This is a genomic window from Actinokineospora auranticolor, from assembly GCF_041897805.1.
Classification (GTDB): domain Bacteria; phylum Actinomycetota; class Actinomycetes; order Mycobacteriales; family Pseudonocardiaceae; genus Actinokineospora; species Actinokineospora auranticolor.
The window spans coordinates 1,076,919-1,097,985 of sequence record NZ_CP154825.1; the positions used below are offsets into that span (position 1 = coordinate 1,076,919).

17 protein-coding genes and 1 pseudogene are annotated in these 21,067 nt (G+C 73.6%); 9 read left to right on the top strand and 9 right to left on the bottom strand.

Going from position 1 to position 21,067, the window contains the following annotated elements:
• Positions 1-63: 63 nt before the first annotated feature.
• From V5P93_RS05360 to V5P93_RS05370, 3 genes and pseudogenes are all read left to right on the top strand, one after another.
• Positions 64-1,236, top strand: coding sequence for a neutral zinc metallopeptidase (locus V5P93_RS05360; RefSeq protein ID WP_181043866.1), 1,173 nt, complete (start codon positions 64-66; stop codon positions 1,234-1,236).
• A gap of 343 nt (positions 1,237-1,579) precedes the next feature.
• Complete coding sequence (nudC, locus tag V5P93_RS05365) at positions 1,580-2,566, top strand: NAD(+) diphosphatase (RefSeq protein WP_104482740.1); 987 nt, start codon at positions 1,580-1,582, stop codon at positions 2,564-2,566.
• A 147-nt stretch (positions 2,567-2,713) separates the two neighbouring features.
• A pseudogene (locus V5P93_RS05370) lies at positions 2,714-2,833 on the top strand (IS481 family transposase); the annotation flags it as partial.
• Between the two features lie 18 nt (positions 2,834-2,851).
• On the opposite strand, the gene V5P93_RS05375 reads toward V5P93_RS05370, so the two are convergent.
• Positions 2,852-4,195, bottom strand: coding sequence for a GntP family permease (locus V5P93_RS05375; RefSeq protein WP_374066429.1), 1,344 nt, complete (start codon positions 4,193-4,195; stop codon positions 2,852-2,854).
• Positions 4,195-4,704, bottom strand: a complete 510-nt coding sequence (locus V5P93_RS05380; protein WP_104482738.1) for a gluconokinase — start codon at positions 4,702-4,704, stop codon at positions 4,195-4,197. The genes V5P93_RS05375 and V5P93_RS05380 overlap by 1 nt, the downstream gene beginning before the upstream one ends.
• Positions 4,705-4,781: 77 nt before the next feature.
• Here V5P93_RS05380 and V5P93_RS05385 point away from each other — a divergent pair, with 77 nt between their 5' ends.
• Positions 4,782-5,456 (top strand): FadR/GntR family transcriptional regulator, encoded by a 675-nt coding sequence (locus V5P93_RS05385; protein WP_104482737.1) that lies wholly within the window; start codon positions 4,782-4,784, stop codon positions 5,454-5,456.
• A gap of 553 nt (positions 5,457-6,009) precedes the next feature.
• Here V5P93_RS05385 and V5P93_RS05390 read toward each other — a convergent pair.
• From V5P93_RS05390 to V5P93_RS05405, 4 genes are read right to left on the bottom strand one after another with little or no spacing between them, the layout of a single operon-like run.
• Positions 6,010-7,140 (bottom strand): TIGR02679 domain-containing protein, encoded by a 1,131-nt coding sequence (locus V5P93_RS05390; RefSeq protein ID WP_181043865.1) that lies wholly within the window; start codon positions 7,138-7,140, stop codon positions 6,010-6,012.
• Positions 7,137-11,288, bottom strand: coding sequence for a TIGR02680 family protein (locus V5P93_RS05395; protein ID WP_245931691.1), 4,152 nt, complete (start codon positions 11,286-11,288; stop codon positions 7,137-7,139). Before V5P93_RS05395 ends, V5P93_RS05390 begins: the two co-directional genes overlap by 4 nt.
• Positions 11,285-12,526 carry a TIGR02678 family protein gene (locus V5P93_RS05400; protein ID WP_104482736.1) on the bottom strand — a complete coding sequence of 414 codons (1,242 nt, stop codon included), beginning with the start codon at positions 12,524-12,526 and terminating at the stop codon, positions 11,285-11,287. The genes V5P93_RS05395 and V5P93_RS05400 overlap by 4 nt, the downstream gene beginning before the upstream one ends.
• Entirely contained in the window at positions 12,516-14,090 is a 1,575-nt protein-coding gene (locus V5P93_RS05405) for a DUF2397 domain-containing protein (RefSeq protein WP_104482735.1), read from the bottom strand. Before V5P93_RS05405 ends, V5P93_RS05400 begins: the two co-directional genes overlap by 11 nt.
• Positions 14,091-14,200: 110 nt before the next feature.
• Between V5P93_RS05405 and V5P93_RS05410 the strand changes: the two genes are divergently transcribed.
• Positions 14,201-15,130 (top strand): cobalamin biosynthesis protein, encoded by a 930-nt coding sequence (locus tag V5P93_RS05410; RefSeq protein WP_104482734.1) that lies wholly within the window; start codon positions 14,201-14,203, stop codon positions 15,128-15,130.
• On the opposite strand, the gene V5P93_RS05415 is transcribed toward V5P93_RS05410, so the two are convergent.
• From V5P93_RS05415 to V5P93_RS05425, 3 genes are read right to left on the bottom strand one after another with little or no spacing between them, the layout of a single operon-like run.
• Entirely contained in the window at positions 15,105-15,902 is a 798-nt protein-coding gene (locus V5P93_RS05415) for an SURF1 family protein (protein ID WP_104482733.1), read from the bottom strand. The genes V5P93_RS05410 and V5P93_RS05415 overlap by 26 nt on opposite strands.
• Positions 15,903-15,922: 20 nt before the next feature.
• Positions 15,923-16,777, bottom strand: coding sequence for a fructosamine kinase family protein (locus V5P93_RS05420; RefSeq protein WP_104482732.1), 855 nt, complete (start codon positions 16,775-16,777; stop codon positions 15,923-15,925).
• A gap of 3 nt (positions 16,778-16,780) precedes the next feature.
• Positions 16,781-17,233 (bottom strand): low molecular weight protein-tyrosine-phosphatase, encoded by a 453-nt coding sequence (locus V5P93_RS05425; RefSeq protein WP_104482731.1) that lies wholly within the window; start codon positions 17,231-17,233, stop codon positions 16,781-16,783.
• Between the two features lie 56 nt (positions 17,234-17,289).
• Here V5P93_RS05425 and cobC point away from each other — a divergent pair, with 56 nt between their 5' ends.
• The 4 genes from cobC to V5P93_RS05445 are packed head-to-tail and all read left to right on the top strand — an operon-like array spanning position 17,290 to position 21,034.
• Positions 17,290-18,351: an Rv2231c family pyridoxal phosphate-dependent protein CobC gene (gene cobC / locus V5P93_RS05430; protein ID WP_104482730.1), complete on the top strand. Its 1,062-nt coding sequence runs from the start codon at positions 17,290-17,292 to the stop codon at positions 18,349-18,351.
• Positions 18,348-19,187: a Nif3-like dinuclear metal center hexameric protein gene (locus tag V5P93_RS05435; RefSeq protein WP_104482729.1), complete on the top strand. Its 840-nt coding sequence runs from the start codon at positions 18,348-18,350 to the stop codon at positions 19,185-19,187. Before cobC ends, V5P93_RS05435 begins: the two co-directional genes overlap by 4 nt.
• The gene (locus V5P93_RS05440) at positions 19,184-19,921 is read left to right on the top strand and encodes a zinc ribbon domain-containing protein (protein ID WP_104482728.1); all 738 of its coding nucleotides are present in this window, start codon (positions 19,184-19,186) and stop codon (positions 19,919-19,921) included. The genes V5P93_RS05435 and V5P93_RS05440 overlap by 4 nt, the downstream gene beginning before the upstream one ends.
• Positions 19,922-19,957: 36 nt before the next feature.
• The gene (locus V5P93_RS05445) at positions 19,958-21,034 is read left to right on the top strand and encodes a bifunctional RNase H/acid phosphatase (protein ID WP_104482773.1); all 1,077 of its coding nucleotides are present in this window, start codon (positions 19,958-19,960) and stop codon (positions 21,032-21,034) included.
• The last annotated feature ends 33 nt before the right edge of the window (positions 21,035-21,067 follow it).

Consider the following 21,067-nt stretch of genomic DNA (forward strand, 5'->3'; position numbering starts at 1 on the left):
GGGGGAACGATGAACCAGCCGCCGATGGGTCCGTGGTACGGACACGGTCCGTATCCACCGCCGATGCCGGTGGCACCCCCGCCGATGGCCCAGCCGCTGCCGCCCGCGCCCGGTCCGTACGGTCCACAAGGGATGTACTTCGGGTCCGCGCAGCACCCCCGGCAGTACGGGCAGTACGGGCCGCCGCCGGGCTACGCGCCGGTGTGGGCGCCGCCGATGCGGCCGAAGTCCAATACGGGGATGATCGTCGCGATCACGTTGTCGGTGATTCTCTTGGCGGCCACGGGCGTTGTGAGCCTGAATGTGCTCTTACACAAGCCCAAGCGTTCCCATGACGTCGGCTATAGCGCTCCCAGCACCTCGTACACCCCGCCGAGCACCACCACTACGACGACCACAACGGTTGTCGTCACCACGACTACCGCGCCGCGTGCGAGCACGTCCACCACCACTACGGGGACGCGTCAGGCCACTACTACGACGGCTCCGCGGACCACTGCGACGGCGTCGAGGCCGCAGCCGGTGTACGCCACTGTGAACAACCCGTTGTTCATGGGCAACAACAGCACCACAACGGTCACCTGCAACCTGCCCGCGTGGCGCAACGACCCGTCCAGCGCGCACGCCTTCTTCGCGGCGGCCATCCCGTGTTTCGACAAGGCGTGGGCGCCGGTCATGCAACGCGCCAACCTGCCGTACATCTCGCCCAAGTTGGAATCGCCGACGGGCAAGCAGTGGAGCAGCCCGTGCGGTAGCGAGAGCGACGGCGTCGTGGCGGCGTTCTACTGCTCGCAGAACAACACGCTGTACATGCCGTACGAGGGGTTGCAGGCCGACGAGGGCTACGGGGTCGGCAACTACCTGGCGCTGTTCGCCCACGAGTTCGGCCACCACATCCAAGCCATGTCGGGGGTCACCGAAGCCTACTGGAACGCCCGCTACGAGGCGGGGGACCAGACCGCGGCAGGCCTGGAACTGTCCCGCCGCAGCGAACTCCAGGCTTCCTGCTTCGGCGGGATGTGGCTCGCCGCGGGCGCGCGCGGCGGCGGCTCGATCAACAAGGGCCTCGTCGACGTGGCGATCCAGGACGGCTACCACCGCGGCGACTGGCAGGAAGGCGTCCCCCGGGACCACGGCAGCCCGGACCACAACGGCGGGTGGCAGGAGCAGGGCTACACCAAGAACCTGACCTACCAGTGCAACACGTGGAACATCGGTCCGGAGGCGGTTTCCTGAGGCGGCACGCCTCCGGCCCCCGGTATCCATTCTACCGGCCGGGACCGACAGTCCCGGCCGAAGACGATCAAGCCTGTGGACAACTCGGGGCTCGGTGTGGACACCGGCCCGGGCCAGCGGGCGCGGGTCTTGCTGTGGGCACAGGCTCGCTGTGGACCTTGGCTCGCTGGGAATGCGGGTAGCGCATGGGGGCGAGGGCGCGGCATGTGTCTGCGGGCAAGACATGCTGATCCGGCATGGTCGTGAGCGGGTGCGCGGGCTCGGCCGGGGCGTGGACGCGGGTGGCGGTAAGCGGAGGGGAAAGACACAGGCTGTCCCGGGTCGGTTGGTAGAGGATGGGGGCATGACCCAGCCACTGCCGTTCCAGCTGTCCGGTTTGCCGACTCTGTCCAGGTCCGCCGTGGACCGGGACGAGGCTGCCCGCAAGGACGAGGGGCGGCTGGACCAGTTGTGGAAGGTCGGCCAGGTGCTGTTGGTCGACAAGAAGGGCCGGGTCCCGCTGCTCCCCGGCGACACCGCGCTCGCGCTGCGGCCCGCCACGGCCGTCAGCGACTCCCGCCCCCCGGACGCCCGACTCCTCGGGCAGCTCGGGGACGCCGCGTACTGGTCGCTCCACACCGACGCCGACCTGCGCCCGGTGGATCCCCCGCCCGGTAGCTGGGGGTTGTGGATCGGTGCCGAGGACGCCGACGGGGTGCGGTGGCAGGACCTGCGCACGATCGGGGCCCAGCTCAACGATGTGGACGCCGGCCTTTTCACCACCGCCGTCGGACTGGCCAACTGGCACGCCCGCGCGGGCTTCTGCGCCAAGTGCGGGTCTGCCGTGGAGGTCGTGGCCGCCGGGTGGGCGTCGCGCTGCACCGGGTGCGGGCGGGAGGAGTACCCGCGCACCGACCCCGCCGTCATCTGCCTGGTGCACGACGGCGTCGGGGTCAACGGCGAGCAGGTGCTCCTGGCCCGTGGCGCGAACTGGCCCGAGGGGCGGTTCTCCGTCCTGGCCGGGTTCGTCGAGACCGGTGAGTCCCTTGAGGCCTGCGTGCGGCGGGAGATCCTCGAAGAGGTCGGGCTGCGCGTGCGGGACATCCGCTACCTCGGCAGCCAGCCGTGGCCGTTCCCCCGGTCGATCATGCTCGGCTTCACCGCCCGCGCCGACCGCGCGCTGCCGTTCGCCTTGGCGGAGGGGGAGATCGAGGAGGCCCGCTGGGTGTCCCGGGAACAGGTGCGCGCCACCCTCGACGCCGGTGGTGTGCTGGACGACCTGGTGCTGTCCGGGCAGACCTCGATCGCCCGCCAGATGATCGAGAGCTGGGCTAGCTGTACTGACCACTGAGGTTGGGTACGGGGCGACAGGTGATCGGATGATCTTGGTGTGCGGGAGGGCTTGCCGCTGCGGCGGGCGGCGCAACGTCAGGTCGGCGGACGCGACAGCCAACGCACCCCCACCGCCAAGCGCAACGCCTACCGCAACCCGCAGATCGGCTATGGCTTCCCGCACAACGCGGTGGACGACCACTCCCGACTCGCCTACACCGAGATCCTCTCCGAGGAGACCAAGGACTCCGCGATCGCGTTCCGGCGACGAGCGCAAGCGTTCTTCCAGATCAGGTCAGTACAGCTAGAGCAGCAGGCTGAGCGGGTAGATCAGCGCGATGGCGACGACCGAGATGATCGTCTCCATGATCGACCAGGTCTTCACCGTCTGCCCGACCGACAGGCCGAAGGACTCCTTGACCAGCCAGAAGCCCGCGTCGTTCACGTGCGAGAAGAACAGCGAACCCGCGCCGACGGCCAGGGCCAGCAGCGCGGCCTGGGTCGGTGCCATGTCCGCGGCCAAGGGGGCGATGATGCCCGCCGCCGAGATGGTGGCGACCGTGGCCGAGCCGGTGGCCAGGCGGATCGCGACGGCGATCAGCCAGCCCAGCAGCAGCGGGGAGAAGTCGGCGTCCTTGGCCAGACCGGTGATCACGTCACCGATGCCCGCGTCGACCAGCGTCTGCTTGAACCCGCCGCCCGCGCCGACGATGAGCAGCACGCCCGCGATCGGCGGCAGGGAGTCCGAAACCGACTTCGACAGGCCGTCGCGGCCCAGGCCGCGGCCGAGGGCGACCATGCCGACCAGGACCGCCAGCAGCAGCGCGACCAGCGGGGTGCCGAGGAAGTCGAGCACGTGCCGGACCGGGTTGTCCTCGGGGAGCAGGATCTCCGCCAGCGCCTTGCCGAGCATCAGCACGACCGGCAGCAGCACGGTGGTCAGGGTCGCCGCGAAGCTGGGACGCCGTTCCGCGCGCGCTTCCTGCTCCGGCTCCTCCGGCAGCGAGACCGGCGCCCACCGCGCGGCGTAGCGGGCGAACAGGGGACCCGCGATGATCACCGTCGGGATGGCGACCAGCACACCCAGCCCGAGCGTCAGGCCCAGGTTGGCGTGCAGCGCGTCGACCGCGACCAGGGGGCCGGGGTGCGGCGGCACCAGGCCGTGCAGCACCGAGAGGCCCGCCAGCGCCGGGATGGCCAGCAGCATCACCGGCTGACCGCTGCGCCGGGCCACCAGCAGGACGACCGGGATCAGCATGACCAAGCCGATCTCGAAGAACATCGGTAGGCCGATCAGCGCCGCCACCAGCGCCATCGCCCACGGCAGCCGCCGCCCGGACGCGCGGCCGAGGATGGTGTCGACGATCTGGTCGGCGCCACCGGAGTCGGCGAGCAACTTGCCCAGGATCGAGCCGAGCGCGATGAGCACGCCGACACCCGCGACCGTCGAGCCGACGCCCTTGGTGAAGCTCTCGACGAGCTTGGCCACCGGCATCCCGGCCACCAGCCCGAGCAGCCCGGAACCCAGCACCAGCGCCAGGAACGGGTGCAGCCTCAGCTTGGTGATGAGCACGACGATCAGCGCGATGCCGAGCACGGCCGCGCCGATCAGCCGGGCGTCGTGCCCGGTCCAGGCCGCTGCGGTGATCACGGGTTGCCTCCGGTGGGGACGGCCCGCAGCGCGGCCTCGACGAGGTCGGCCGGGGTGGCGGTGGCGTCGAGCCGGACACCGGGCTCGGCGGGGTCCAGCGGCTCGAGGACGGCCAGCTGGGAGTCCAAAAGGGACGCGGGCATGAAGTGGCCGCTGCGGTTGGCCATGCGGTCGGCCAGCAGGGCCCGGGGCGCGTCGAGTTCGACGAAGAAGACGTGGGGCGACGACTCGCGCAGCAGGTCGCGGTAGGCGCGCTTGAGCGCGGAGCAGGTCACCACGCCGCCGCCGGTCGCGGCCCGGTCCCGGATCCAGTCGCCGATGGCGCGCAGCCACGGCCAGCGGTCCTCGTCGGTGAGCGGTGTGCCGGACCGCATCTTGGCGATGTTGGCCGCGCTGTGGAACTCGTCGGCCTCGGCGAGCGGGACACCGAGGGCCCCGGCGACGCCCGCGGCCAGGGTGGTCTTCCCCGAGCCCGACACACCCATCACGACGACCACTGTGTCCATCGACCCAGTGAAGCTCAAAAGTAGTACTTATTCAAGAGTCTGAGACGCACTGGTCATATGAGTGACACACTGAGGTGGTGACCTCAGGACTCCCGGGCCAAGTGCTCGACACCCTCGGCCCGGCGATCGTGACCGGCGAGTACCCCGTCGGCACGGTGCTACGCACGGAGGAGTTGGAAACCCGCTTCCGCGTCTCCCGCACGGTCGTGCGCGAGGCGCTGCGCGTGCTGGAGGCGATGCACCTGGTCGTCGGCCGCCGCCGGGTGGGGATCGTGGTGCTGCCGGAGGCGGCGTGGAACCTCTACGACCCGCGCGTCATCCGCTGGCGGCTGGCGGGGGTGGACCGGGAACGGCAATTCCGGTCGCTGACCGAGCTGCGCGCGGCCGTCGAGCCCGCGGCCGCGGCGCTGGCGGCGGTGCGGGTGTCGGCGGAACAGGCGGGACGGCTGACGTCGCTGGCCGTTCGGCTGCGGTCGTCGACGGATGACCTGGACGCGTTCCTGGACTTCGACATCGAGTTCCACCGGCTGCTGCTGGTGGCGTCGGGGAACGAGATGTTCGCGCACCTGGGGGAGGTGGTGGGGGAGGTGTTGACCGGCCGGACCCGGCAGGGGCGGATGCCGATGTCCCCCAAGCCCGAGGCGGTGCGGCTGCATGTGGAGGTGGCGGAGGCGGTGGTGGCGGGGGACGCGGGGCGAGCGGAGGCGGCTATGCGGGGGATTGTGTGCGAGGTGTTGGCCGGGTTCGCGTGAGGGTGGGCCCGCTGTTGCGTGATGGCGCGGGTCGTGGGTGCTCTGCCTGTCGTCGACCTTGAGACGCTGAAATCAAGGGCTGGCTGGGAAGTGCGGCTGGCGCGGCAGTTCCTTGCTGAGGGTCCTGGAGATCACCGGCCGCTTGGTAGAACGACCTACCTGGCAGGGATCCGCCTGCTTGGCGGAGTGGCCGCGCCACGGCCGCTCTGCGACTCGTTGGCGCTTCCCGCTGAGGCGAATTGTGTTTGAGCTGTCCACATGAATCGCGTTTGTCCACAGTGGCCGGGTCGGGGCTTCCGGGGCTCTGATCTGCGGCGATAGGCTCAAGGCGGGGCCTGCCCCCGGGTGGGTGGGGCTTTGTGTTGGGGGGAGGGGAGTGAAAAGGAGGGCGGGTGGCGGCACGGGTGCGCCCGGCTGGCCGATGCCGGGTCGCACGGGCGCGTCCGGTGGCACGACCCCACCTGGCGGCCGGGATGTTCGGCATGGACGCGTCGGGCACCGGCGGCGCGGGCTTTGGGTTGAGGTGGAGGGGAAGCGCGGGGGGAGGGGTGGGTTAGGTCAGGTCGGTGAGGAGGGTGGGGATGGTGAACTCCTCCGGGATGGACCAGCCGGCGCGCATGGCCTCGGGGAGGGTCGGGTCCCAGGGGGTGTTCGGGGGTGCCGCGTCCAGGGGTGGGAGGTCCCAGGTGTTGGTGCGGGCCGTGGTTAGGGCGTCGCGGTAGTCGTTGGCTGTTAGGCGCCAGGGGGTGGCGCCGAGGCTGTGGGCCTGGGTGGCGATGAGGAGGCCGTGGGGGTCGAAGTCGGTGTGGATTCGGGGGGTCCTCAGGGCCGCGAGGATGTGGCGGGCCACCGGGTTCAGGTGACCCGAGACGCAGAGCAGGGGGTGGGTCACGCCTGCGGCGATGGCGGCGTCGAGGGTGGTGGGGCTGGCGCAGATCGAGACGCCCGGAAGTGGGGGGACGCGGTCTCGGATGGTGAGGTGGGTGGGGAGGCCCTGGGACGTGCGAGCCTCGCAGCCGGGGAAGTTCCAGCTGAGGACGGTCGTCGACACGGCGTCGGGGAGGACTCCGCAGCGTTCCCACAGGCGACGTTCGTCGGCCGGTGTTCGGGGGAGTGGGGTGTTGTGGGCCAGGGCCGCGCCGCGCAGGACCAGGGCGGTCAGGCGGTTGCCTCGGGTCAGGGCCGGGTTGAGGTCGGTTCGGACCTGCCAGGTGGCGGGTGGAGTGGTGGCGAGGTTGAGCCGGGCCAGGACGGCGGCGGCCTGGGTGGCCATGGTCGACAGGTGCTCGGCGGGGATCTTGGCGTAGCGGCGGGCTTGGTCGGCCCATTGAGGGGCCCAAGGGACGTCTAGGCCCGCGGAGACCAGGGCCCTTAAGAGGATGTCGTCGGCCTGGTGCGGGGCGACGGGGGCGAGAGTTGCCGCGGCGTCGCCGAAGAGGGTGGATAGGACTGTGTTCAGGGTGGTGCCGAAGGTGTGCAGGCGGGCGTCCAGGTCGGTGACGGCGATGGTGCGGCCGACGCCTGCGGTGACTTCGACGTCGAGCAGGGTGGAGACGGCTGCGGCGGCCGAAGGGGTGGGGGCCTTGTAACCCAGCTTGACCTGACCGCGCGCGACGGCGGTGCGGGCCTGGCGCCAGAGGACCTCGTACTCCGGGCGCCCGAACTCGACCAGGGGATCCGTCACGGGTCGTCCCGTTCCAGGTCCGCGCCGTCCCAGGTGGTGTGGGTGCAGGCGACGCCGTGGCCGGATTTGGGGCGCAGGACGTCGTAGATGTGCATGCGGGGGATGCGGTCCGAGACGCCCCAGCCGCTGGGCCAGGTGATGATCCAGTCCATGTCCAGGTCGACCAGGAGTTCCAGCATGCGGGCGATGGTCGGGTCGTCGAGTCGCTCGAATGCCTCGTCCAGGAGGACCAGGCGGAGCGGGGACATGGACGCGGCCAAGCCCGCGGAGATGGCGCCGTAGAAGGCGGCGGCCGCGGCGAAGAGGGTGACGTACGAGATGAGGCGGGTCTCGCCGGACGACAGCTGGCGCAGCCTGCGGGAGCGGGGCTTGCCGTCGGGGCCCGTGTCGCGGACCCGGACGGTGAAGGCGAACCAGCCGCGGTAGTCCAGGGCGCGGGCCAGGATCTCGGTGTAGCCACCGCTGGCACTGTCGCGTTCGGACTCGATCCGCTCGGTGAACACCTGCTGCAACCGGGTGTCCTGCTCCTCGGTCCGCTGCGCGAACGGGATCCGCAGCAGCCGCAGGGCCTCCAGCGTCGACTCGTCCAGCCAGGCGGCGGGTTGCCACTCCAGCCGCACGTGCACGCCCTGGCTGGACCGGGCGGTGTCCAGCACGTCGTTCATCCGCCTGGTCAGGTCCTCGGCGACGGCGATCTGCGCCGACAGCCGCTCCGCCAGCTCGCGCACCAGGTGCAGCGCGAAGATCCCCTGGTACTGCTCCGTGAGGAACCCGCGCCGCTCGGACAGCCGCTCCGCCACCCGGCGCGCGGCGACCGCCACCGGGGCCGGGCCCTCCTCGGCCGACACGACGACGGTCAGGATTCCCGCGTGCCGCTCCGGCAGCACGTTGTGCGTACCGGCCAGGGCCGCCTGCAACGCCTGGAGCTTGGTGAGGACGTTCTCCTCGCTCGGCAGCCGCTTGCTCTCCGCGACCGCCGCCTCCAGCAGCGCCCACGCGTCGGCGTCGTCGCCCGGGCGGTCCTCGCTGATCGCGGCGGACCACACGCCCGGCGCGGCCAACGCGTCCGCAAACGATTGCGCCGCAGCGGAAGCCGCCGTGCGCCTGCCGTCGATCTCCGCCGACCTCGTGTCGAGCAGGGTCTGCGTCTTCACGACCTGGTTGGACAGCTCGCCCGCCGCGCGCCGGGACTCCGGCAGCGCCTGCCGGGCCTCGCGGCGCTGCCGCTCCAGGTCGGTGAGCTGGTGCGCGACCTGCTCGGCCGCCCCGCCGACCGCCGAGGTCAGCTCGGCCAGCGCCGTGGCCTCGCGGTGGAAGGCCAGGCACTTCTCGTCGGCGACGCGCTCGGCGGTGTCGCGGTCGTCGACGGCGGCGTTGTGGTCGTGCAGCGCCTCGACGAGGTCGCGGATCGTGCCGACGGCCCGCTTCGCCAACGCGTCGCGCAGCGCCTCCGCGGACCCGCGCGCCTGACCCGCCGCGCGCTGGGCGTGCCGCAGCGCCTCGGTGTCCGCCGACAGCCCGGCCGCCGCCGCGTCCTGGGCCAGTTCGGTCTCCATCGCGCGGGTGCGGCCGTCGGCGGTGACGTGCTCGGTGCGCCACCGCTCGGCCTTGCCGGTGAGGTCGTCGGTCTGGCGCACGGCCTGCTCGGCGGTCACGCGGGCGGCGATCAGCTCGCGGTCGTCGGGGAACGCGTCGAGGTGGCGGTCCCAGACCTCCACCGTCGCGGACCGGTCGCGCAGCCGGGTCTCGGCCTCGGCCAGCTCGGTGTGCAAGACCTCCAGCCCGGCCGCCAGCTCCTCGATCGCCCGGTTCCTGGCCGCCGCGCGGGCCCCCGCGCCGACGAACTCCGCGTCCGGCTTGGCCGCCGAACCCCGCATCACACCCGCCCGCCAACGCCCCGTCGGCCACACGGCCAGCCCCGGGTACTCCGCGTCGTAGGACACCGCCGCCAGCAGCGCGGCCACGACACCGGCCGGCACCGGGTCGCCCGGCTCGACCGCGGGCACCAGCGCGGCGGTCAACGGGCTCGGCGCCGGACCGTCCACAGTGGCCAGGACACCGGCGAGCCCCGGCTCGCCGAGACCGCCGTCGGGCAGCACCCACGCGGTCAGCAGGCCGCTGTCCTGCAACGCGGCCTCCAGCCCCGCGCGGGTTTCCGCGTCGAGGTCGGGGGCGAAGTCGACCAGGCGGTAGAACGGGACGCCGTCGCCCCGGTCGGGCAGGCCGGGCGGGGCCGCGTCGACGCCCTTGCGCAGCTCGATCAGCCGGGCCTCGGCGTCCTTGGTGCGCCGCACCAGCTCGTCCACGGCCTGCCGCGCCGACACCACCTGCTGGCGCAGGCCGGTCAGGTGCGGGGCCGCCCACTGCCGGGCCGCGTCCCGGGCCTCGCGGGTCGAGTCCGGGCGGGCCAGGACCGCGTCCACGGCCGGGGGCCGCGGCGGTCGGGCGTGCTCGTGGTCGGCGAACGGACCGTTCGACGCCCACGCCGTAGCGCGCTCGCACCACACCTCGGCGGCCACGCCGAAGCGCTGCCGGGCCTCGTTGCGGTGACCGGCGGCCTCGGTCGCGGCCAGCTGCGCGTCGCGCGCCTTGGCCTGGAGCTTGTCCAGCTCCTGCCGGTCGGCGTCGAGGGACAGCGCCCGGTCGTGCAGGGACATGGCCAGCGCGGCCCGGCGGGCCACCACGCCCGCCAGGTCACCGGCCCGGCCCGCGGCGTCCGACAGCGCGGACGCCAGCTCGTCCGGGGCGACCGGCGGGGGCGTGCGGCGCTGGATGGTCAGCGGTTCCGCCTCCGGGTCCGGCTTGGCGCGGACCCGGTCGGTCACCGCGCCCGCCTCCGGCCTCGGCGCCTCCGGGACCCGCGGGCACAGCGCCGGGTCCAGCCCGGCGGCGGTCACGGCGTCCGAAGTGGACAGGGCGAGTTCGGTCGCGTCCTCGAGGTCGCCACCCAGGCGGCGCAGCACGGTCAGCACCGTCTCCACCGCGCGGTCGGCGTGGTTGCGCTGCACACCGGCGTTGTCCAGCGCGGTGCTCGCCGCCTCGCGGGACTGCTCGACCAGCTTCTCCCGGTCGCGCAGGTCGCGCAGGCCCTGGTAGGCGGGCAGCGACTTGAGCGAGTCGATGCCGGTCTCCAGCTCGGCGTCGCGCTCCTCCAGCGCCCGCACCCGCTCCTCGGCCTCGGCGTGCCGGTCGGCGTCGGCGACCAGCTTGGTCTCCAGCTTGCGGATCTCGGCGTGCGCGTTGTCCAGCGCGCGGCCCGCCGCCTGGGCCTTGCCGCCCGCCGCGTGCAGCGCGCCGAGCGCGTAGCCGGAGTAGCCGGACAGGAACGCGGTCATCGCGGTGTCGGCGGAGCTGAGCCTGCCGATGTTCTCCCGGATCGACTCCAGGTCCTCGAACGAGGTGGCCAGCTGTTCCACCACGCCCGCGTCCAGCGGCGGCAGGGCGTCGGTGAGGATCTGCTCCAACTGTCCATCTTGGACCTTGAGGCCGATGTCCGGGTTGCGCAGGGTGCGCTGCAGGTGCAGCAGGTCGCCGTAGCGGCCACCGGGGACGCCGTAGACCGTCTCGGCGACCTTGGCGCGGAACGCGGCCTCGTCGTAGACCCGGTCCGCGCCGAGCACCTCGCGCAGCGCGGCGGGGCCGAGCGGGACGCGGTCGGCGGAGGCGAGCTGGAAGTGCGTGCCGACCCGGGTGGGGGTGACGAACCGCCACGAGTCGCTGATCTGCTGGGAGGTGGCCGACGCCTTCACGCCGATGCCGCAGGTCAGGTACTCGTCGGCGCCGGTGGCGGTGTGCCGGTGCAGCTCGATCCAGGCGTAGCCGATGCGGTTCGGGCCGCCGTCGTAGTCGTCGAGCATGAGACGGCGGATGGACACCGTGCCCGCGCCCTTGGAGCCCAGGTAGCGCAGGTCGCCGTCGAGGCACAGCGGCAGCAGCAGCTCCAGCGTGCGGGACTTGCCGGAGCCGTTGGTGCCCTGGAAGATCGCGCGCCCGCCGGAGAAGTCGAAGACCTGCTCGCGGTACTGCCAGATGTTGACGATGCCACCGCGGTGCAGCCGCCAGCGCCCGGGGCGCGGGGTGTCGTCGTGCTCGGGGGGCACCGGGGCCGGGTCGGTCTCGGGCGTCTCGGGTGTCGGAGCGGTCGTCACCGCACGGCCTCCTCGTCGAACAGCGACCACCCCGGTTCCGGCGGCGTCTCGGGCACGGCCGCCGGTCTGCCGGGCGAGTCGTCCGGCTGCGGCAGCCAGCGGTGCGCGGCGGGGCTGATCAACCAGCCGTCGCCGTCTGGCACCGCGAGCATGAGGCGGGAAAGCAGGTCGACCACGGCGTCGGCGAGGGTGTCCAGGCCGTCGGTGGCCTGCCGCGACCACGCGGCCGGGTAGTCCTCCACCAGGATCCGGCACACGTACAACAACCGTTCCCTGGTCACCGGGATGCGGCCGTCGGGACGTCGTGGGGGCTCTTCGTCGTTGTCGTCCAAGAGGTCGGACTGGTCCAAGAGCTCCGGCAGCGCCAAGAGGGTGATTCGAGCGACTGTGCCGGTGGAGGGGAAGACGACGTCGGTGAGGTATTCCTCGGGGTCGGTCACCGCGACGCCCTCGGCGCGGATCTCGGTGACCAGGCCGAAGCAGCGCTCCAGCACGACCGACTCGCGCCGCTGGTTGCGCAGCAGCCACTCGGCCTCGGCGGCGGGCAGGTCCGCGTGCAGCGTCACGGGGTTCTCCACCAGCCTGCGCCGCACCGCGTGCTCGACGCCCAACCGGCCGGGCGCGCACGCCAGCTCCACCAGCTCGTCGGCGGACTCCGCCTCGGCCAGCGGACCGGCCAGCAGCTGGCCCAGCAGGTCGGTGTGGATGGTGATGAGCGCTTCCGACGGGGCCTCGGAGACCAGGCCCGCGACCGTGCCGTCGGTCTCGGTGATCACGCCGAGACCGATGAGGTGCCGCAGCGCGGCGGTCAGCGCGCGCCGGTCGCCCACGTCGTCGACCACGGAGATCCCGGCCTCGGACGCGGCACCGCGCACATCGGCGACCAGACGGGACAACAGCACCTGCCGTCCGACACCGGTCAGCGCTGCCATTGTCAGGCAGACGTACGCATAGGCGCGTGGGGACAGGCTGGCCTCACCGCGCGTGGTGTCGTCACCCGGGCCGCTCTTATATAGACGTGCGAACCGGCGCTCTACGACAAGCCGGTAGCCCAACAGCGTCGCGAACATCTCTTGCAGCGATACGCGATACCGGTACACCAACGGCAAGAGGTCGCCGTCTTGCCCACCCGGCCGCAAGAGGGGGTGGCGCAGCAAGACCTTCGCGCACCGCGCGACATTGGCCGCGTCGATGTCGGACAGGTCCGCCAGGACATCGGGGCGCGTTTTAACGGGCATCGCTTACCTTTTTACCGCTCTTGCCCGTCTCGACCCGGGTGATCCCGACGAGGGTGTCGCGCAACGTCAGCGTGCCCGCCTTGCTGCGGATGCGGGTCGTGCGGCCGACCTGCGGGGTCAGCGTCAGCGCGAGCCCGCGCACCTGGTCGGTCGCCGCGCCCGGGTCCGCCGCGCCCTCGCGCTGCGCCATCGCCAGCGTGAGCAGCTCGCACAGCGCGCCGAGGGCCTCACCGGACAGCGTCGCCTCGTCCAGGTTCGCCGCCGCCGCGGCCAGCTCGTCCGCCGCCGCGGCGCGCCGCTCGTCGGCCTCCCGGGCCTGGGCCAGCAGGCCCTGCTCGGTGATCGGGTCGTCCATGATCCGCGAGGTCCGGCCGCGCGCGCCGCGGTCGCCCCGGCCGCGCACGCTGACCGTGACGTCGATGGCCGGGCCGTCCGCCCACGGGGTGTGCTCGTCGTCGCCGTCGTGCTCCGGCGCGGGCAGCAGGTTGCGCGCCGAGTGCAGGCCGAACGCGGCGGCGTAGACCGCGTGCGCGCGCTCCGGCGAGGCCGCGTCGAACCAGCCCGCGAGCCGGACCAGCTCGGCCCGCCTGCTCGGCAGCAGGCCGCCGCCGGTGGTGGCCCGGCGCACCGTGGCCAGCAGCGCGCCGATGGCCCGGGTGGTGGCCTCCCGCAGCGCGGTGACCTGGCTCGGGTTTCCCGGCCGGTCGACGAACCAGTCGGTGAACTCCTGCCAGTCCGCCGACCCCCGGCCGCGGGTCCGCTCCACCGCCGCGCCCAGCTGCTCGGCCGGGCGCAGCAGCCGCAGCAGCTCCGAGCGCGAGCGGGCCAGCGTGGTCAGCGACGAGGCGATGGCGGGGGTGTGCCGCAGCACGTCCTCCACCACGACCTGGATGTACTCGACGAGCAGGTTGCGGAAGCCCGCGATCTCCTCGGGCGCCAAGTGGTGGCGGGTGAGGACCTGGCCGAGGTAGGCGTAGAAGTCGCGGACGGTCGCGGCCAGCTCGGCGTGCTGGAGGAACAGCGTGGTGACCCGCTCGGCCAGCTGCTCGCGGGCCCGGCGCGCGGGCAGCGAGCCCGGGTCGCGCTGGCTGCGCGCGGCGGCCACGGCCAGCGCCTCGCCCAGCTCGGTGAGCCCGCGCTCGATCGCGGGCAGCAGCTCCCGGGACACCTCGCGGGCGCCCTCGGGGACCCGCAGCAGCTCGTCGACGTCGCGCTGCACGCGCACCGCGAGCTTGCTGACCTGGTAGCGCATGGAGCCCTGCTGGAACTCCGCGATGCTGGCGGCGATGGTCTCCCGGCGGCCGTGCACCAGGTTGCCCCACTCGACCAGCTGCCGCAGCCGCGGGATGACCACGTCGATGTGCGACTCGCCGATGTCGACCCGGCCGTCGCGCTCGGCGGCGGCCAGCGCCGAGGACACCTCACCGGCGGACAGGTCGGCCAGCAGGGTCGAGGTGAACAGCCGCATGATCGCCAGGTAGGTGTGGTGGTGCTCACGGGGCTGCAGGTAGGCGTAGAGCTGCAACCGCGCGGCGGCGGGGGCGTCCGCCTGGTCATCCTCCACGGCGGGCCACGATAGCCCGGGTGGCCGACAGCCGCGCACCCCGGCCGCCGCCCCGCGCTACGGTTCCCCCGCCAGGGGGAACTTGATCAGGGCCAGCGCGAGGAGGAGCGGTGTCGGTGGCACGGGCGCTCGGACTGCTGCTGGGCGCCGCCGCGGACGCGCGCTGGGGCGACCCCCGGCGGTGGCACCCGGTGGCCGGGTTCGGTCGGGTCGCGCAGCGGCTGGAGCGGCTGGTCCACCGCGACGCCAAGGCTCCCGGGGTGGTCTACACGGCCGTGCTCGCCGGTGGCGCCGTCGGGCTCGGTGTGCTGGTGGAACGCGCCCGCAACCCGCTGGTCCGGGTGGCCGGGACCGCGGTGGCGACCTGGGTCGTGCTCGGCGGTCGGTCGCTGGCCGCCGAGGGCGCGGTCATCGGCGACCACCTGGCCCGCCTCGACCTCGACGCCGCCCGCGACCGGCTGCCCCACCTGTGCGGCCGCGACCCGAGCAGGCTCGACGTCGACGGGCTGGCCAAGGCCGTCGTCGAGTCCGTGGCCGAGAACACCTCGGACGCCGTCGTCGCGCCGCTGCTGTGGGGCGCGGTCGCGGGGGTGCCCGGGTTGCTCGGCTACCGGGCCGTCAACACCATGGACGCGATGGTCGGGCACCGCTCGCCCCGGTACCGCGACTTCGGCTGGGCCTCCGCCCGCCTCGACGACGTGGCGAACTACGTGCCCGCGCGCGTCGCGGCGGCGCTGACCGTGCTGCTGGCCAGGACCGTCGGCGGCGACCAGCCGGGCGCGTGGATCGCCTGGCAGCGCGACGCCGCCGCGCACCCCAGCCCGAACGCGGGCCGCGTCGAGGCCGCTTTCGCGGGGGCGCTGAAGATCAGCCTGGGGGGCCGCACCGAGTACCCCTACGGCGTGCAGGACCGGCCGGTGCTCGGCGACGGCGGCGCGCCGGACGCGATCGACGTCACCAAGGCCGTGCAGCTGTCCCGGCACATCGGCACCGCGACGGCCGGGCTGGCCGCGCTCATCGCCCTGCGGTGCCGCCGCTGACCCGGTCCCGCTCCTCGTCCTCGGCCAGGATCTCCGCGACGGACCGGCGCCGGGGGCGGGCGGTGTCCAGCGCGCCGCCCGGGCGGATCTCGCGCCAGGTGAAGTAGCCGAGGCCGAGCAGGGCCATCGAGCCGAACGCGATCCACTGCAACGCGTACGACAGGAACGGTCCCGCCTCCAGCTGCGGCAGCGGTAGCACCCCCAGGACACCGGGGGTGCTCTCCTCCAGCTGCACGTAGCCCGGTCGGATGTCGAGGCCCGCCGCGCGGCCGACCACGGCCGGGTCGATCGCGTAGACCTGCCTGCGACCGTCTTCGTCGAACGCGTCGCGGGGGGTTGTCTCGTTCACGCGGATCCGGCCCAGCAGGTCCACGCGGCCGGTCGGGGCGGCGGCGAACTGGGGCACGCGGACCCCCTCGACCGGGCGCAGGTAGCCGCGATCGACCAGTACGACCGAACCGTCTACGAGCCGGAACGGGGTCAGCACCTCGAACGCGGCGTTGCCCTGGACCGTCCGCAGCCGGGCCAGCGCCTCGGCCTCGGGCAGGTACTCGCCGGTCAGCGTGACGCGGCGCCACTCGTCGGCGGGCGCCGACCCGATGGGGGCGGGCGGGGCGTCGAAGGACGCGCGGACCGCGGCGTTCGTCGCCGACCGCTCGGTGTTCCGCTCGAACTGCCATGGCGCGAGCAGCGTGAAGCACGTCACGGCGAACGCCACCGTGACGAAGGCCAGCAGCAGCCAACTCGGACGCAGCAGCAACCTCAACCGCACCCCACCACGGTAGGCCGGCCTCACGCGCGCAGCGCCGCCCGGGCCGTGTCCGCGACCTGCCGGGCGTACGTACCGCCGAACACGACGGTGTGCACGAGCAGCGGGAACAGCTGGTGCAGCGGCACGCGGGCCCGCCAACCGTCGGCCAGCGGGCGGTGCTCGTGGTACGCCGCCAGGACCCGGCTCAGCTCCGGGCAGCCGAAGAGCGACAGCATCGCGAGGTCGGTCTCGCGGTGGCCGCCGTGCGCGGCCGGGTCGATCAGCCAGGCCCGCTCCACCGTCCACAGCACGTTGCCGTGCCACAGGTCGCCGTGCAGCCGGGCGGGCGGCTCCGGCGGGCCCGCCAGGTCGTCGACGCGGGCGCAGACCTGTTCGACGGCGTGCACACCGTCGGCGTCGAGCAGGCAGCGGTCGGCGGCGCCGCGCAGGTAGGGCTCGATCCGGTCGGTGACGTACCAGGCCGCCCAGCTCGTGTCCGCCGGGACGCAGGTCAGCGGGGCCAGCCCGATCCACGCCCGCTCCGGGCCGGTCGACGCGCCGAACGCGGGCGCCCCCGCCGAGTGCAGGTCGGCCAGGCCGCGACCGAAGGCGGCGACGGCGTCGGGGGTCCACGGGGACTGCTCGACCTGCTCCATCACCAGCCAGCGGTCGTCCGCGCCGCGCACCTGCGGCACCGCGACCGCCCCCGGTTCGGCCAGCCAGTCCATGCCCGCCGCAGTGGCGGTGACAGCGGCCGTGCGGGCGTCGTACTTGGCCACGAACAGGTCGCCGTCGTCGGTGTCGACCTCGAAGACGTTGTCGGTCAGGGGGTACGCCGCGACGGCCCGGGCGCCGGTGAGCTCGGTCACGGCGACGACGGCTTCGCGGGGGTCCACGGCTCAGTTCTCCTTGACCCAGTCCAGCAGCTCCGGGCAGGCGGCCTCGACCATCGCCAGCACCTCGTCGAACCCCTCGGGGCCGCCGTAGTACGGGTCCGGGACGTCGAGGTCGGTGGCGGCGGGGTCGAAGGACCGGAACAGCACCACGCGGTCCGGGTCGACGCCCTGGGCGCGCAGCGCGCGGGCGTGCCCGGCGTCCATCGCCACCAGCAGGTCGGCGGACAGGTGGTCGTCGTCGAGCTGGGCGGCGACGTGCTCGTCCGGGTAGCCGTTGCGGGCCAGGACACCCGCCGTGCGCGGGTCGGCGGGCTCGCCGACGTGCCAGCCGCCCGTCCCCGCGCTGGTCACCCGGACCCGGTCGGCCAACCCCGCGCGGCGCAGGTGCTCGGCGAACACCAGCGCGGCCATGGGGGAGCGGCAGATGTTGCCGGTACAGACGAAGCAGATGTGCACGCGGCCAGGGTAGGAGTACCGGGGCGGACCGCCGGACGCACTAGCATCTGGCGGCGATGACCAGCGACAACCCGCCCCTCCCCGCCGACCGCGACCTGCTGCGCCACCACGGCGACCGCGACGCCGGACCCGGCCTGCTCGACTTCGCGGTCAACGTGCGCGGCGGCAGGCCACCGCGCTGGCTGCGCGACCGGCTCGCGGGCGCCCTCGACCGTCTCGGCACCTACCCGTCGCCCGCCGACGACCTGCGCGCCCGCGCGGCCGCCGCCGCCCGACACGGCCGCCACCCGGACGAGGTCCTGGTCCTCAACGGCTCCGCCGAGGGCTTCGCGCTGCTGCCCGCGTTGACGCCGCGCCTGGCCGCGGTCGTGCACCCGTCCTTCACCGAACCCGAGGTCGCGCTGCGCACCGGGGGCGTGCCCGTGCACCGGGTACTCCTCGACGCCGAGGACGGCTACGCCCTGCACCCCGACCGGGTCCCGGAGGCAGCCGACCTCGTGGTGGTCGGAAACCCGACCAACCCCACCTCGACCCTGCACCCGGCCGAGTTGATCCGCGCGCTGCGGCGGCCGGGTCGGGTCGTGCTGGTCGACGAGGCGTTCATGGACGCCGTGCCCGGCGAGCCGGAGAGCCTGGCGGGGGAGTCCGGGGTGCTGGTGTTCCGCAGCCTGACCAAGACCTGGGCGTTGCCCGGCCTGCGCGCGGGCTACGCGCTGGGCGACCCGGACGTGCTCGCCCGACTGGCCCGCAACCGTCCACAGTGGCCGGTGGGGACGCTGTCGCTGGAGGCGGTCGTGGCCTGCTGCGAGGCCCCCGCGCTCGCCGAGGCCGAACTCGCGGCGATCGATGCGCGTGACCACCGCGAGGTGCTGGTCGCGGAGTTGGGCCACCTGGTGCAGGGAGATCCGCGGGCGCCGTTCCTGCTGCTGCGAGTCCCCGGCGGGGAACGGTTGCGGCACGCGCTGCGCGCGCGAGGAATCGCCGTGCGCCGGGGCGATACCTTCCCCGGGCTCGGGCCGGACCACCTGCGGGTCGCCGTCCGCTCCCCGGGCGAGTGCGCGCCGCTGCTGGCCGCGCTGGCCGAACTGGTCCCGGACGAACTGGAGGTCCACCCGTGACGACCGTCGCCGACGCGGTTGCCGCACTGGAGGCCGCGTACCCGCCCGCGCTCGCCGAGAGCTGGGACGCCGTCGGTCTGGTCTGCGGCGACCCCGCCGAGACCATCGAGCGGGCGCTGGTCTGCGTCGACCCGGTCGAGTCCACTGTGGACGAGGCGATCGAGACCGGCGCGGGGTTGCTGGTCGCGCACCACCCGTTGCTGCTGCGCGGCGTGCACGGTGTCGGCGCCGACACGACCAAGGGGCGGCTGGTGCACCGGCTGATCCGCGCCGGAATCGCGTTGTACTGCGCGCACACCAACGCCGACTCCGCCGACCCCGGCGTCTCGGACGCCCTGGCCGCCGCGATCGGCCTGCGGGTGACCGGGCCGCTGAACCCGAACCCGGACGGGCGCACGGGCATCGGCCGCGTCGGGGTGCTGCCCGAGCCGGAGCCGTTCGCGGTCTTCGTCGAGCGCGTGGCCCGCGCCCTGCCCGCCACCGAGGGCGGGGTCCGCGCGGCGGGCGACCCGAACCGGGAGATCCGGACGGTCGCGGTGTCCGGCGGCGCGGGCGACTCGTACCTGTCGGTGGTGACCGCGGCGGGCGTCGACGCGTACGTCACCGCCGACCTGCGCCACCACCCGGCGGGCGAGCACCTCGCCGACCCGTCCGCGCCCGCGCTCGTCGACGTTTCGCACTGGGCCAGCGAGTGGCCGTGGTGCGGCCAGGCGGCGGAGATCCTGCGCTCCGCCCTCGGCGGTACCGTCACAGTCGACGTCTCTTCCCGCCGCACCGATCCCTGGACCGCCCAGGCCCCAGGCGCGCCGACCCGAACCGGGAGGTTCACCGGGTGAAAGCCGATCCCGCCGTCCAGCGCCGACTCCTCGACCTCGCCGAGGTCGACGCCGAACTGGCCCGTGTGCGGCACCGCCGCACCTCCATGCCGGAACTGGCCGAACTGGCCGCGGCGGAGCAGGCGGTCCGCGCCCGCCGGGACGCCGTGGTCGCCATCCGCACCCAGCTCGACGACCTGGACCGCGAAGCCGCCCGCCAGGAGAAGGAGATCGACGCCGTCCGGGCCCGCGAGGACCGCGACCGCAAACTCCTCTCCGGCGGCACCATCGGCGCCAAGCAGCTCACCGACCTGGAGCACGAACTCGCCAGCCTGGAACGGCGGCAGAGCGTGCTGGAGGACGACCTGCTGGAGCTGATGGAGCGCCGCGAGGCCGTGGAACTCGACACCAAGCACGCGGACCTCGAACTCGGCAAGGCCGAGCAGGTCCTGGCCGACGTCACCCACCGCCGCGACGAGAACCTCGCCGACCTCGACACCAACGAGGCCCGGCGCACGGCCGAGCGCGCGAAGGTCCTCCCGGGCATCCCGGAGGACCTGCTCAAGGTCTACACCCGCAGGCACGAGCTGCGGGGGATCGGCGCGGCGCTGCTGCGGGCGCGCCGGTGCGGGGCCTGCCGGTTGGAGCTCGACAGCCGCGAGGTGTCCCGCATCCGGGAGGCGGCGAGCGACGAGGTGCTGGAGTGCCCGGAGTGCGGCGCGGTGCTCGTGCGGACCGCCGAATCGGGGCTGTGAACGCGTAGTGGGAGTTGTCGCAGTGTGTGGTCCGCGGTGAGGGTCATTGTCGAAGCCGACGGCGGGTCGCGGGGCAACCCCGGGCCCGCCGGGTACGGCGCGCTCGTGCTCGACGCCGAGACCGGCGCGGTGCTGGCGGAACGGGCCGAGGCGATCGGGGTGGCCACGAACAACGTGGCCGAGTACAAGGGGCTGATCGCCGGGCTGCGCGCGGCGGCCGAGCTCGGCGCGGACGCCGTCGAGGTCCGGATGGACTCGAAGCTCGTGGTCGAGCAGATGGCCGGGCGCTGGCAGGTCAAGCACCCGTCGATGCGGCCGTTGTCTGGGGAAGCACGTGAAATCGCTTCCGGTTTCGCCCGGATCTCCTACACCTGGATCCCGCGCGCGCAGAACCACCGGGCCGACAAGCTGGCCAACCAGGCCATGGACGGCGAGGCGGTGAACCGCCAGGCGGCCCGCACCTCACCCGCCGCGTGGTCGGGGGCGCTCGGCGCGCCGACGAAGATCCTGCTGCTGCGGCACGGGCAAACCGAGATGTCGGTCGACCGGCGGTACTCGGGGCGCGGCGACGTCCCGCTGACCGACCACGGTCAGGCGCAGGCCGAGGCGGCGGCTCGGCGGATCGCCAAGCTGGACGGGATCGACGCGGACACGCCGATCCTGGCCTCGCCGCTGTCCCGGGCGACGAGCACGGCGGCTGCGGTCGCCGCGGCCACCGGGGGCCGGGTGCGCGTTGACGACGCGTTGATCGAGACGGACTTCGGGTCGTGGGAAGGGCTCACGTTCGCGCAGGCCGTCGAGCGCGACCCCGAGCTGCACGCCAGGTGGCTGGCGGACACGTCGGTCCCCCCGCCGGGCGGGGAGAGCTTCGACCGGGTGCACGAGCGGGTTCGGGCGTTCCGGGACGAACTGGTCGGGGCGTACCCGGAGCGGACCGTCCTGGTGGTCAGCCACGTGACGCCGATCAAGGCGCTGCTGCGGCTGGGCCTCGACGTCGGGCCGTCCCTGCTCTACCGGCTGCACCTGGACCTGGCGTCGCTGTCGATCGTCGAGTTCTACCCCGACGACAACGCCTCCGTCCGCCTGGTCAACGACACCTCGCACCTGGTCTGACGCGCGGCCCCGCATTCGGTCTGACGCGCCTGC

What these genes read in the sequence shown, in the direction of transcription:
- cobC (WP_104482730.1), top strand. Translation starts at nt 17,290, where the DNA reads ATGACCAGCGACAACCCGCCCCTCCCCGCCGACCGCGACCTGCTGCGC.
- V5P93_RS05400 (WP_104482736.1), bottom strand. Translation starts at nt 12,526, where the DNA reads ATGCCCGTTAAAACGCGCCCCGATGTCCTGGCGGACCTGTCCGACATC.
- V5P93_RS05360 (WP_181043866.1), top strand. Translation starts at nt 64, where the DNA reads ATGCCGGTGGCACCCCCGCCGATGGCCCAGCCGCTGCCGCCCGCGCCC.
- nudC (WP_104482740.1), top strand. Translation starts at nt 1,580, where the DNA reads ATGACCCAGCCACTGCCGTTCCAGCTGTCCGGTTTGCCGACTCTGTCC.
- V5P93_RS05380 (WP_104482738.1), bottom strand. Translation starts at nt 4,704, where the DNA reads ATGGACACAGTGGTCGTCGTGATGGGTGTGTCGGGCTCGGGGAAGACC.